At 62.2% G+C, this 13,294-nt stretch carries 7 protein-coding genes; 2 read left to right on the top strand and 5 right to left on the bottom strand.

Annotated features, from left to right (window positions below; all coding sequences use genetic code 11):
- Nucleotide 1: 1 nt before the first annotated feature.
- Nucleotides 2-4,903 carry an alpha-2-macroglobulin gene (locus tag PSH94_RS02995; RefSeq protein WP_305436407.1) on the bottom strand — a complete coding sequence of 1,634 codons (4,902 nt, stop codon included), beginning with the start codon at nt 4,901-4,903 and terminating at the stop codon, nt 2-4.
- A gap of 207 nt (nt 4,904-5,110) precedes the next feature.
- On the opposite strand from PSH94_RS02995, the gene PSH94_RS02990 reads away from it, so the two are divergent.
- Nucleotides 5,111-6,457, top strand: coding sequence for an MATE family efflux transporter (locus tag PSH94_RS02990; protein WP_305436405.1), 1,347 nt, complete (start codon nt 5,111-5,113; stop codon nt 6,455-6,457).
- Nucleotides 6,458-6,992: 535 nt separating this feature from the next.
- On the opposite strand, the gene speA is transcribed toward PSH94_RS02990, so the two are convergent.
- From speA to PSH94_RS02970, 4 genes are all read right to left on the bottom strand, one after another.
- Nucleotides 6,993-8,906, bottom strand: a complete 1,914-nt coding sequence (gene speA, locus PSH94_RS02985) for an arginine decarboxylase (protein ID WP_181080880.1) — start codon at nt 8,904-8,906, stop codon at nt 6,993-6,995.
- Between the two features lie 141 nt (nt 8,907-9,047).
- On the bottom strand, nt 9,048-9,419 hold the full coding sequence (locus PSH94_RS02980) for a translation initiation factor Sui1 (RefSeq protein WP_181080881.1): 372 nt from the start codon (nt 9,417-9,419) through the stop codon (nt 9,048-9,050).
- Between the two features lie 181 nt (nt 9,420-9,600).
- Nucleotides 9,601-10,137 (bottom strand): NUDIX hydrolase, encoded by a 537-nt coding sequence (locus PSH94_RS02975; RefSeq protein WP_305437711.1) that lies wholly within the window; start codon nt 10,135-10,137, stop codon nt 9,601-9,603.
- A 2-nt stretch (nt 10,138-10,139) separates the two neighbouring features.
- On the bottom strand, nt 10,140-11,117 hold the full coding sequence (locus tag PSH94_RS02970; RefSeq protein ID WP_370694758.1) for a DUF2333 family protein: 978 nt from the start codon (nt 11,115-11,117) through the stop codon (nt 10,140-10,142).
- Nucleotides 11,118-11,506: 389 nt separating this feature from the next.
- On the opposite strand from PSH94_RS02970, the gene PSH94_RS02965 reads away from it, so the two are divergent.
- Nucleotides 11,507-13,177 (top strand): PleD family two-component system response regulator, encoded by a 1,671-nt coding sequence (locus PSH94_RS02965; protein ID WP_181080884.1) that lies wholly within the window; start codon nt 11,507-11,509, stop codon nt 13,175-13,177.
- Nucleotides 13,178-13,294: the final 117 nt, after the last annotated feature.

The raw sequence follows: 13,294 nt of genomic DNA, 5'->3' as shown, positions 1-13,294 counted from the left end.
ATCAGCGCCCCTTGATCACCAGGTCCGCCGGGGTGTCACCCACCGCCTGCCAATTCGGCCGATACATCGACTCCACCTGCGGCGGCGGCACGCGATAGATGCCCGGCGTCACGGCACGCGCCAGATACAGCAGGTGCGTGGTGACATCGCTGTCCAGGTTCAGTGCCGCCACATAGCGATCATCGCGGAACTCCTGATGCTTGAGCGATGCGTTCTGCATCGACTCACGCCATTCCTTCACTTGGCTGCTGGCGTTTTCCAGGCTGGCGGCGCTTTGTGCCAGGTTCTGGTTTTCCAGTTCCAGGCCCGCCGGCAGCAGGTCTACCACCAGTGCGTCCGGCACCCGCTGCTTGGCGCTGACCGCCACATGCACCAGCACCAGGTCGCCGCTGTTGAGGTTGCGCAGGTTCAACGGCTGGCCGTTCATGCCCAGGTATTCGCGCCGGATACTGAGGTTGTCGCCCCCCGCTGTCGGCGGCACTTGTGGATAACCCGAGAGGGTCAACTGCTGGTACACCGGCGTGTCGCCTTGATTACTCAGGGCCAGATCGCCGGACAATAGTTTGCCTTCGAGCGCCAGCGTCGGCTGCTGATTATTCAACTCATGCACCCCGCCACTGCCGGTAAGCGACACCTGCCAGTTCGCCTCGGGTTGCGCGAACCCCAGGCGGCCGGCGAGGAACAGCGAATTGCGCTCCTGGGTCGACAGGTACGGGCTGGCCGCCAGTTGATCGGACAAGGTGAACAACCGCTCCTCACGCTTGCCCTTGGCCAGGTCATTTTCCTCAAGCAACGCCAGAATCATCGCTTGGTCGCGCAGCGGGCTGCCGTAGTCGGCCAGCCACTCCTTGGTATTGCGTTGTGCGGCCAGGCCGGCGAGCAAAGCTTGGTCGGCACGCGGTTGGTCGCCCATCTTTTGCAGGGCAATCGCCAATTGCACCAGCGGCAGCCCGGAACGCGCGTCGCTGCGCCGTTCGAAAATACTGCGCAAGGCCCCCAACGGCGCCTGCTGGCTGCGCGCCAGGACCATGCCGGCGTAGGCCTGCACGGCGAAGCGGGTGTGGTCGGCGTTGTCGCTGTAGTCGACGTCGATCAGGTTACGCTCCTGCACGTAACGCAGCAGGCGCTCGCTGGCTTTTTTCAGGGCTTCGGCCGGTACGGCAAAACCCTGGTCACGGGCGCGCAACAGGAAGTCGGTGACGTAAGCGGTCAGCCAATATTCCTCTTCGCCGTCGGCGCCCCACAGGCCAAAGCTGCCGTTGTAGCGTTGCATGCCCAGCAGGCGCTCGATGCCCAGCTCGATCTTGCGCTTGCGCTCGGCATCCGGCTCACCCTTGACGCCCAGGCGCTTGAGCAACGCGTCGTCGGCATACAGCGAGGGGTACAAGCCGCTGGCGGTTTGTTCCAGGCAACCATACGGATAGGCCTTGAGCGCACTGATCTGCGCGCCCAGGTTCAGCGGCGGCCGGCTCGACAGGCTCAACAAGGCCTCACGCCCCGAGGCATCGAACTGGTCCAGCGTGCCGACGGGCAGGCTCCACGGCTCGTTCTTGAGCACCGCGCGGTAATGCTTGAGCAGCGCCGGATAAGCCGGGCGCACGCCCAGGGTCCATTCGCGGCTGAACGGCGGCAATTGTTCGCCCGGCAGGTCCAGCCCGTTGACCGTCACCTTGAGCTTGCCCTGTCCCAGCCCGCCCCAGGCTTTGACCGGGATGCGCAGCGTGGTGCGCTGGCCTTGTTTCAGTTCCACCGATTGCGCGCCGGCATTGACCAGTTCCAGTTGGCCTTCGGCACTCAGTTGCACATCGAGTTTCTGCGCCTTGCCCGACAGGTTGGACAGGTCCAGCGCCAGGGTCGTCTGATCGCCGCCGGCCAGGAAGCGCGGCGCCGACAGTTCGGCCACCAGCGGCGCAGCGATCACCGTCCTGGCTTCGGCCATGCCGTAGCGGTCATCGCTCCAGGCCTGGGCCATCAGGCGCAGTTCGCCGTTGAAGTCGGGAATATTGACGCTGACTTCACCCTCACCCTTGTCATTCAAAGTCACCGGCGCGCTTTGCAGGGCGACGATGGTCACGCTGGTGTCCGGGCGCTTGCCCCCCTTGGCCAACGCCGCGTCACCGCCGAACGCCAGGCTGGCCAGACGGCCTTGCCCGGCTTCGATCAACTGGCCGTAGATATCGAACTGATCCACGCCATAGGCCTTGCGGCCGAACAGGCTGGCGTACGGGTCCGGCGTCGGGTATTCGGTAATGTTGAGGATACCCACGTCTACTGCCGCCACCAGTACATGCACCTGTTTCGGCACGCTGCCATCGGCATTCCGGGCGGCGACTTTCACTTTCAGCGGTTGCTTGGGACGCATTTTTTCCGGTGCGGTGAGGGTCACGCCGAGCTTGCGCTGGGTGCGGTCCAGCGGCAGGTGCAGCAGGCCCACCGCACGTTTGGGGGTGATATTGGCTTTGCGTTCGCCGGGACGAATCACCAGGGCGCTGACGTACAGGTCATGACGCGACCATTTCGGATCAAGCCTCACGGCAAAGCTTTTGCCTTCGGCCGGCACGTCGATTTCCTGCCACCACAGCGGCCCTTCGGCGGATTCCACCAGCAGGTAGCCCTTGCCCGCGGCCGGCGGCGTGACTGTGATGTTAGCGGTGTCGCCATCGCCATAGGCCGGTTTGTCCAGCGCCAGCTTGACCTGGTCGGGGCGCACCGCGCCGCCTTCGGTATTGTCCTGGGCCTGATAACCGGCCCAAAAACGCAGGCTGCTGACCAGGCCGGTCTGCGGGTCTTCGACCTCGACGCGGTACGGGCCCCATTCCACCTGGAAGCTGACCTTGGCGGTGTCGCCGGCCTTGATGTTCAAGGTTTGCTCGTCAAGGTTGAGGAATTTCTCGTTGTAGTGATAGCTCCAGCCGTCGCTGTCGGAGTAGTTCCAGTAGTAGTCACGGCGCTCGCGCACCAGGCGTACCTTGAGGTTGGGCGCGGCGAGCTTCTGGCCTTCCTGGTTGGCGAGCAGCACTTCGAATTCCGCCGGGCCGTCGCCATTGGTTTCCTTGCCGTCAAACAGCCCACGCAGGCCCGGCAGTTGCTTGGCTGGCCAGATCGGCTGCACCAGGCGCCGAGTGATCGGCCGCCCGCCCGACTCATGCAGGCTGGCCTGCACAATCAATTGCAGCGGCGACTTGGCCTCGGCCCATTTGCTCTCCATGCTCAGGACTTCACGGCCCTTGGCGTCAAGCACGCTTTCGTCGATCTCAAAGTCCTGGCTCAGATCCTCCTCGGTGACGGAGCCGAACTCGTAGCCCGGCAGCGATTTGACCGCCTCGCGCAGCGGCCGCACATACACCTGTCCGCTGATGCGGTTGCCCGAGGCCGGCGCGCCGTAGAGATAGCGCCCCGTGAGCTGGATCTGCGGGCTGTCCGCCGGGCTCAGCGGCGTGTCGCTGCCCTTGAGTTCCAGGGCCAGGCGTTCGGGCAGGAAGTCTTCGACCAGGAATTCGTAAAGCTGCGGCTTGCCGTCGCCCAGGTCGAACACCAGTTGCCAGCGCCCGGTCGGCGCTTCACCGGCCAATTGCAGGGCGTATTGATAGAGGCCGGATGCGTCGGCATCCCAGACGAATTTGCGGCTGACCTGCTCATCCGGGCGCCGCACTTCGACGCTCACCGGCTGCGGCTTGACCGCGTTGCCGTCCTTGTCGCGCAGCAAGGCGTTGAGCAGCACGGTTTCGCCGGGGCGATACAGGTCGCGCGGGCCGAACACAAAGAATTGCAAGGGATGGGACGGTTGGCCGCCGATGTCGAACTCGGCCAGGTCGAGGGCGGCGCTGTCCAGGCGCAGCAGGCTGGTCTGCTCACCTTGCTTGGCCAGCAACACCTGGGCTTTTTTCGGCAGCGGCAATTGCGCATGGCCGCCCTTTTCGGTCTTGCCCTGGGCCAGCACGCGGCCATCGGCGTCCAGCACTTCCAGGTCCACGTCGTTCAGGGCCTTGCCGCCTTCCAGGGCCTGGGTAAAGACGTCGAGACGATTGCTGTAGCGATGCACGGAGAGGCCGATGTCACTCAAGGTGAACAGCGTGGCCGGCTGAGAATAGTTGTAAGTGCCCGATGCTCGCATCACCGCCAGATACACCCCCGGCTGCTGCAATTGCTTGAGGCCAGCAATCGGCAGCAGCAGGGTTTCGCGGGTGTTGCGCGCCGGGTTGAGGTCGAAACGCCCGCCATAGACCAGGTCGGCCATGGGCAGCAACTCACGGGACTCGTAGCTTTGCAGGCTGGTATTGCGCCCCCACTGAGCCAGGAACGACGGCAGGGACTCGGGCTTGATGCGGAAGAATTCGACGTCGATCTTGTCGACGTTCAGCGCGATCACCGGCAGGCCTTCTGCCAGGCGCGTCGGCAGCAGGGTGCCGCGACTGGCGAAGCCGACGGTGGCTTGCAGGTCGCGGGTTTCCAGGCGGGCGATGTACTCGGCGGCGAGTTTATTATCGTTGACGGCCTTGAGCCCGGCGTCGACGGTGAGCACCAGTTTGCGCTGCGGCTCGAGGTGGCGCAGGCGCAGTTCCATGAGGTTGTCGGACAGCTCCCAGGCGCCGTCGACCTTGCCGGACTTGCTGTCGACCAGATGCAGTTTGTCGGCGAACTTCTGCTCCGGGTCCAGAGGAATGGAGAAGCTCACCGATAACGTGCTGGCACCGTCCAGCTGCACCTCGGACACGTCCACCACGCTCAACTCACGCCCAGCGTACCGTTGCTTCAGCGCCGCCACATCCACTGCCGCCTTGACCGGCTTGGGCGCGGTGCTGGTGGCGGCTGCGGGGGCGGTCGGCGCAGCAGGTTTGTCGGAGGAATCGCAGGCACTCAGCAGGGCCAGCGCGCAAGCCAGGAACAGTCCTTTGTTAAGCATTGGGGCACTCGTTGTCAGAGGAAACCGGGGTGTGAACTATATATCAGCCCGAGCGGGGCTGGTGTGGCACTGGTCACATTGACCGACGGAGGGTGGGTTGGTTCGCAGCCGTTTGAAACCCCCAGCCAAATCCCACAGCCGCCTCCCACATTGGCTCTGCTGCAGGGCTAATGGATGGTTACAATGCCGCTCCCCCAAGGAGCCTGCATGTCCACCTTACTGACCGACTGGCGCGACCGCCCCACCCACCGCCGCGTATGGGCCCTGGCTGCGCCGATGATTCTGTCGAATATCTCGGTGCCGTTGGTTGCCCTGGTCGACAGCATGGTCATCGGCCACCTGCCCCATGCCCACCAACTGGGCGCCGTGGCCGTCGGGGCCAGCCTGTATACCTTCCTGGCCTGGGCCATGGGGTTTCTGCGCATGGGCTCCACCGGTTTTGCCGCCCAGGCCGCCGGGCGCAAGGATGGTGCGGCACTGCGGCAAATTCTGCTGCAAGGTTTGCTGCTGGCGCTGGGCCTGGCAATGCTGCTCGGCACCGTGGGCACTCCCCTGAGCCACCTGGCCCTGGAATGGATGCAGCCCTCGCCCGAACTGAACCAACTGACCCGCGATTTCTTCCACACTCGCCTGTTCGGTCTGCCCGCCGCGCTGGCCAGCTATGCCCTGGTCGGCTGGTTCCTCGGCACACAGAACGCTCGCGCGCCGCTGGCGATTCTGCTGACCACCAACTTGGTGAACATCGCCTTGAACCTGTGGTTTGTGTTGGGTTTGGATTGGGGCGTGGTCGGCTCCGCCCGCGCCTCGGTGATCGCCGAATGGACCGGTGCCCTGCTCGGCCTGGCCCTTACGCAAAAGGCCCTGCGCGCCTACCCCGGGCATATCGCCTGGGCCGCATTGAAACGATGGGAGAGCTGGCGCCCGTTGCTGGCGGTGAACCGCGACATCTTTATCCGCAGCCTGGCGTTGCAGTCGGTATTTTTCATGATCACCGTGCAAGGCGCACGCCTGGGCGACGCCACCGTGGCGGCCAACGCGCTGCTGCTCAACGGCCTGCTGCTGACCGCCCACGCCTTGGACGGCCTGGCCCACGCCGTCGAAGCCCTGTGCGGCCACGCCATCGGCGCCCGCGACCGGCAATCCCTGCGCCGTTCGCTGGTGGTGGCCGGCGGGTGGTCGCTGATTGCCAGCCTTGGATTTGCATTGTTGTTCACCGTCGCCGGCCATCTGTTTATCGCCATGCAGACCGATATCCCCAGCGTGCGCGAAACGGCTGATATCTACCTGCCTTACCTGGCGGTATTGCCGTTGATTGCGGTGTGGAGTTATTTGCTGGATGGCTTGTTTATCGGTGCAACACGGGCTCGGGAGATGCGCAACGCAATGCTGCTGACGGTGCTGATGGTGTCGCCGTTTGCCTGGGCATTGCAGGGGCTGGGCAACCACGGCTTGTGGATAACCTTCCTGCTGTTCATGGCGATGCGCAGCCTGACGCTGTGGGCGATCGCCTGGCGGCTGAACCGGCAGGAACAATGGATCGGCACCCGTCATTAATCCCCTACCTGTTACTTCTGACAGGTTACAAACCGACGACCCGGGGGTTGAATAGCCAGGGAGGTATCCACCCCCTACCTTCCTGGAGAGTCGAATATGAACATCACAAAACACATAAGCGTTACCGCACTATGGATCGTCACAGCGTGCACCCTGGCAACGGTCGCAGGATGCACCGCTGGAGGCCCCAACAGCGTTGAGGGAACCATGCGGGTAAGCAATGCCGGCAGTTCCACTGTAATAGTCAGCCAGAATTCTGACGTCCACCCCCTCGCGCCAAACGCAACAATCGACCTACCCATCAATAGCTTCGGATTAACCGTAATGCCGGCCGATAGCAACCGCGACAAGATTGACCGGTTCAACCTCAAGTTCAATCCCGGCGGCTGTTCGGTCAACTTGTGCGTCCTCGTATATTGACCGTTTACTTATCGCTGCGCAGATGAAAGGTGCCTTGGAACCGGCACTTGACCGCCAACTCCATAAAAAAGGGCCGCAGTGTTAACTGCGGCCCTTGTTAAACGCTGAACCGGTATCAGGAGGACAGGTACGAAGACCGCGTCAGCCCCAGACGCAACGCGTCGAGGAACTGGGTACGCTCCGATGCGCTGATCTTGGCGCTGGCGCACTTATCACGGTAATGCGTCATCAACTCCTCCGGCGACAAATGCACATAGCGCAGCATGTCTTCGATGGTGTCGTGGGTTTCGATCCCGGCGCTGTACACCGAGCCGTCTTCACGCTGGTAGATGTTCACCGAGTCGGTATCGCCGAACAGGTTGTGCATGTCGCCGAGGATTTCCTGGTAGGCGCCGACCAGGAAGATACCCAGCAGGTAGTCCTCGCCTTCGTTCAGGGCATGTACCGGCAGGCTGGTTTCGATGCTCTGTTCGTCGACGTATTGTTTGATCTTGCCATCGGAGTCGCAGGTCAGGTCTTGCAGCACGGCGCGGCGCAGCGGCTCCTCGTCCAGACGGTGCAGCGGCAGGATCGGCAGCACCTGGCCGATGGCCCAGGTGTCCGGCAGGCTCTGGAACACCGAGAAGTTGCAGATGTACTTGTCGGCCAGCTTGTCGTTGAGTTCGTCCAGCACCTGGCGGTGCGAGCGTTGACGGGCTTTCAACGAGTTGTGCAGGCGACGGCACACGGCGAAGTAGCATTGTTCGGCCAGGGCCTTTTCTGCCAGGGTCAGTTTGCCGTCGGCGTACTGGGCGGCCACGTCGCTCATGTAGTGGGTGGCGCGCCAGTAGGTTTCGGTGACCATCTCAATGTCGGTCGGGCCCAGCAGATCCACCAGCCATTGCACGGTTTCCGGCAGGCTTTCCTTGTTTTCGATCAGCGGGATTTCGTCGTTGTGTTTTTCGACGTCGGTTACCTGCACCACCAGCATGGCGTGGTGGGCGGTCAGCGAGCGACCGCTTTCGGAGAAGATGTGCGGATGCGGCAGGCTCTGCGCGTCGCAGAATTCCTTGAGCATGCCCACGACCACGCCGGCGTAGTCGTCCATGTCGTAGTTGATGGAGCTGGCGTTACGCGAGTGGGTACCGTCGTAATCCACACCCAGGCCCCCGCCGACGTCGATGTGATCCACCGGCAAACCGAGGTTGCGCAGCTCGCCGTAGTACCGGATGGCTTCCTTGAAACCGTGCTGGTAGTCCGCCAGGTTGGCGATCTGCGAGCCCATGTGAAAGTGCAGCAGGCGAATGCCCTGGTCCAGCCCGGCGGCGCGGAAGCGCTCGACCACGGAGAGCAGTTGCGCGGCCGACAAACCGAACTTGGACTTCTCGCCACCGGTGTCCGCCCATTTGCTCGACGCCAGGGACGACAAGCGCACGCGCAGGCCAACCTGAGGCTTGACCTTGAGGCTCGCCGCCTCTTCGATCACCAGGCCGACTTCGGATTCTTTTTCGATCACGATAAATACGTTGTGGCCCAACTTCTGGCCCATCAGCGCCAGGCGGATGAACTCACGGTCCTTGTAACCGTTGCAGACGATGGTGCCGCCTTTTGGTGCCAGCGCCAGCACGGCCAGCAGCTCAGGTTTGGAGCCGGCTTCCAGGCCGATGGAGACGTTCTGCGTGGCGATGATGTTTTCGATCACCGCTTCCTGCTGGTTAACCTTGATCGGGTACAGCGCGGTGTACTGGCTCTGATATTCCAAGCGCGCAATGTTAGCGTCGAATGCACCGGTCAGTTGGCGCACGCGGTCTTGCAGGATATCGGGAAAACGCACCAGCAGCGGCAGCGACAGGCCGCTCTTGCGCAACTCGTCGACCTGCTCGTAGAGATCGACGGGCGTGCTGTCGGGACCGTTCGGACGGACTTCAACGCGACCGGCATCATTGATCGCGAAATACCCGGCCCCCCAATGGCGAATCCCGTAAACACTGCGGCTGTCCGCAACTGTCCATTGGCTGCCATCGTCTTTGCGTGTGCGTCGTACGGACATCGAAGTCCCCTATAAATGAAGTCGAAGACACCGCCTCGGGTTCGAGGCCGGCGCAGTCTAAAGAATGAAAATGACGATTTGCCTGTAAGAGAGGTAGACCCCACTCGCAGGACAGAGTTTAGACACAGGTCGGGAAGAGGCTCAGCCGCCGGACTTCTTGGCCTTGTAACCAAGCTTGATCAGCTCGGCCAACAGCAGTTCGACGTGATCGCCCTGAATCTCGATGATCCCGTCTTTCAAGGCGCCACCGGTGCCACAGCGCTTTTTCAGCGTGGTGGCCAGCTCCTTGAGCGGCTCCGCGGCCAACGGCACGCCGGTGATGGTGGTCACCGTCTTGCCGCCACGGCCCTTGCTCTCGCGGCGCACGCGGGCGATACCGTCGCCTTCCGGGATCAGGGTCTGTTTGCAGATGCAGGCGTCCACGGGCTGACGACAGTCCGGGCAGTGGCGACCTGCGTCGGTGGAAAATACCAGGCCACCAAGGGCGGCGAAGGATGCGGCTTTTTTGGCCACCGGCAATCCTCTTGGGAGGACAAAGACTGATCGGCCCCCGTTAACGGACGACCGACCGCGAAACCCCACTCAGGCAGGGGCAGCGCTACCGACACGCCAAGGCGGTTCGGGTGAAAAGTCGCGCAGTGTAACGGCAAAAAGCACGCTTGCTAAGAGCCAAATAGCGCCAATTCATGCAAGTTTAGCGACGCAGGGCCAGATAGCGGCGCAGGCCCTCCTGGGCGTCCGGGCAATACGGTTTTTGCTCAGCTTCCTTCAAGACCGTCTCGACGGGCAAAAAACGCGCTTCCATGACTTCTTCAGGCTGCAACCGCAGGGGCCCATCCCACACGGCGGAGTAGGACTTGCACCAGAGCCGGCTGCCGTCCTGCTCGAAATAGAAATGGTCATGCTCGGTCAACTCCACGCCACTGACTCCGAGTTCCTCCTCCAGCTCGCGGGCCGCCGATTCACCATAAGTCTCACCGGCCGCGACCATCCCACCGGCCGCAGTGTCCCAGAATCCTGGATACAGGGCTTTGCTCAGAGTGCGGCGGTGCACGCAGAGCTCACCGGCGCGGTTGAACAGGAAGATAAAGGTGCAACGGCCGATAAGGCCGCGCTTGCGCAAGTCTGACCTGACCAGATGGCCGAGCAGGTTGTCCTGCTCATCCACCCAACAGATCAGTTCAGCATCGGAGGCCACCCGGTGAGCGGCCTCCCGTGGAGTAACGTCCATCATCAACCCTGATTGAGGAGCTGACGCAAATCGATCACTGCAGCGTTTGCCCGGGAAATGTAATTGGCCATCACCAGCGAATGGTTCGCCAGTACGCCGAAGCCACTGCCGTTAAGAATCATAGGACTCCAAACCGGTTCCTGCGAGGCTTCCAGCTCACGAATGATCTGGCGCACGCTGACCGTGGCGTTCTTCTTGGCCAGTACGTCGGCGAAGTCGACTTCAATCGCACGCAGCAGGTGAGACAAGGCCCAGGCCTGACCACGGGCCTCATAGAACACGTTGTCGATCTGCATCCATGGGGTTTCCACCACTTCTTCATCGACCTGCGGTACTTCACCCGGTGCCAGGGCTTCGGTTTTCAGCGCGGTATTGAGCTTGACCCGGCCGACGCTGGCCGACAGGCGCTGCGACAACGAACCCAGGCGAGTAGCCACATCCCCCAGCCAGTTGTTCAGGTTGTCGGCACGGGCGTAGAACAAGGCGCCGCGCTGGTTGGGGTCGGACAGACGCGCTTCATAACGGCTGAGGGAATTGATCCCTTCCTGGTACTCGGACTCACTGGATGGCAGTACCCAGCTTTTGTTATCGAAATTGAAACGCGGCTCGGCCTTGGCCAGATCGGCGTCTTCGGCGGACTGCGACTGAGAGCGGGCGAAGTCTTTACGCAGAGCGCGGGTCAGGTCCCGCACCTGCACCAGCACGCCGTACTCCCAGCTGGGCATGTTGTCCATCCACAGACCAGGCGGGAAACGATCGTTGGAAATATAACCGCCGGGCTTGTTAAGCAGCGTGCCGACCACGCTCTTGAGGGTTTCGACGGTGGTGAAGCCCACCACCATCTGCTTGCCGTCCTTTTCGGCGGCGATCTGCGCATTTTGCTGCACCGGAAACAGCGCAGGCTCTTCGCTCCAGTACCAACCCAGAGCGCCGGTGACCAGCAGGTACACGCCGAGCAGGCTGAGTACCGCACGGCTCATCAGCAGCGTACGAAAATAGCCGCGGTTGGTTGACTTGGGCTCAGGCACAGGGCCTTTGGCACTGCCTGCACGGTTTTTCCAGTCCAGCATGGCGATATCCTTTCAATCACTTGAGTTCATGCACTTGAATTGATGGCGTGCGTTCAAACACTCCGACCACAACCCTACCCCATCGTGCCCGTCGGCGCGGCGCTTTTATCCAAACTGGCGCACCGGCCGTGTTCGACTATAAAGGATGCACGCTTTTGCACGCACGCGACCAGCCAGTCATTAACTGAATAGCAAAGACACGCAGTTAATTGACGTATGACACTCATCCGCTTGATCAAGAGGTGCTAGCATAGAGCCATCAGTCGCCCTCAGCATGCACCCTCACCAGTAGTCAGGATATGACCGAGCCAGAAGACCCCAGCCGTGAGCGCCTCAAGCAGCACTTTGCCCAGCGGGTAATTCATCAGGCACGTCAAATTCTTGAGATCTGGCAGCGCCTGCAACGCAGCGAATGGTCGAATGCAGACCTCTCCGAGCTCAACGACGCGAACCTGCGCCTGCTGCGCTTTGCCGAGCGTTTCGAACAGCCCGAGCACGGTCAGTTGGCGCACCGTATCGGCGAATCCCTCAGGGCGGTGGATGAAAACCGCGGCCGTCTGAGCAGTCAGTTGATCACTGAGCTCAACCGACTGATGCAGCGCCTGTCGCGCACCGGCCTGCGCCAGGGCGACCAGTTGGAGCAAACCTTACTGCCGCCGATGCGCAAGCCGATCTACGTGATGCTGGCCGATCACGACCGCGCCGAACGCCTGGCCAAGCAATTGGAATTCTTTGGCTTGAGCGCTCAGTCGTTGGACAGCGTGGCGGCGTTTCGCGCGTCAATGGCCGAGCGCCTGCCGTCGGCGATTGTGATGGATGTGGATTTCTGCGGCGCCGGCCTGGGCCTTACGCTCGCCGCCGAAGCCCAGGAAGGCCTGGAGCACAAGCTGCCGCTGCTGTTTTTCAGCCTGCACGAAACCGACACGCCCACGCGCCTGGCCGCCGTACGCGCCGGCGGCCAGGAGTTCCTGACCGGCACGCTGGAAGCCTCCAGCCTGCTGGAAAAGATTGAAGTGCTGACCTGCGTCGCTCAGTACGACCCTTATAAAGTGCTGATTATCGACGACTCGCGGGCCCAGGCCCTGCACACCGAGCGCCTGCTCAACAGTGCCGGTATCGTCACCCGCACATTGATCGAGCCGATCCAGGCCATGGCCGAACTGGCGGACTTCCAGCCTGACCTGATCATCCTCGACATGTACATGCCCGCCTGCACCGGCACCGAGCTGGCCAAGGTGATCCGCCATAACGACCGTTATGTGAGCGTGCCGATCATCTACCTGTCGGCCGAAGATGACCTGGACAAACAACTGGACGCCATGAGTGAGGGCGGCGACGACTTCCTCACCAAACCGATCAAGCCGCGCCACCTGATCACCACCGTGCGCAATCGCGCAGCACGCGCCCGGCACCTCAAGGCGCGAATGGTGCGCGACAGCCTGACCGGCCTGTACAACCACACCCATATCCTGCAACTGCTTGAAGACTGCAGCTTCCGCGCGCGCCGCGAGAACAAGCCGTTGAGCTTTGCGATGCTCGATATCGACCATTTCAAGCGCGTCAATGACAGCCATGGCCACCCGATGGGCGACCGCGTAATCAAGAGTCTGGCGCTGTTTCTCAAGCAACGTTTGCGCAAGACCGACTTTATCGGGCGCTACGGCGGCGAGGAGTTCGCCATCGTGATGCCCGATACCGACCTGGAATCGGCCTGCAAGGTGCTGGATGAAATTCGCGAACGTTTTGCCGAAATCCACTACCCGGCTCAGCCTCAGGATTTGTGGTGCACCTTCAGCGCCGGCCTGGTTGAGCTGTGCGACGGTTCCGACAGCCTGATGATGGCCGCCCAGGCCGACGAGGCGCTGTACCGCGCCAAGGACGGCGGACGCAACCGCGTACAGGCGGCGCGCACATCAAAGCAAAGTGCCATCTTTTCATCGGAATCCACCGACTCCGTCATAACGCTGTAATAGAAACGCAATAACTTCAGGCACTTATCTTTTGCTGCCGGCTGAAACCTCGCATGCGCCTGAAGCTGCTGACCAATCTCAACACCCTCCTGTTAGTGGCCGTGTGCCTGGCCCTCG

The sequence above is a fragment of the Pseudomonas sp. FP2254 genome (assembly GCF_030687695.1).
GTDB lineage: Bacteria > Pseudomonadota > Gammaproteobacteria > Pseudomonadales > Pseudomonadaceae > Aquipseudomonas > Aquipseudomonas quebecensis.
This window is presented reverse-complemented; position numbering and strand designations above follow the sequence as displayed.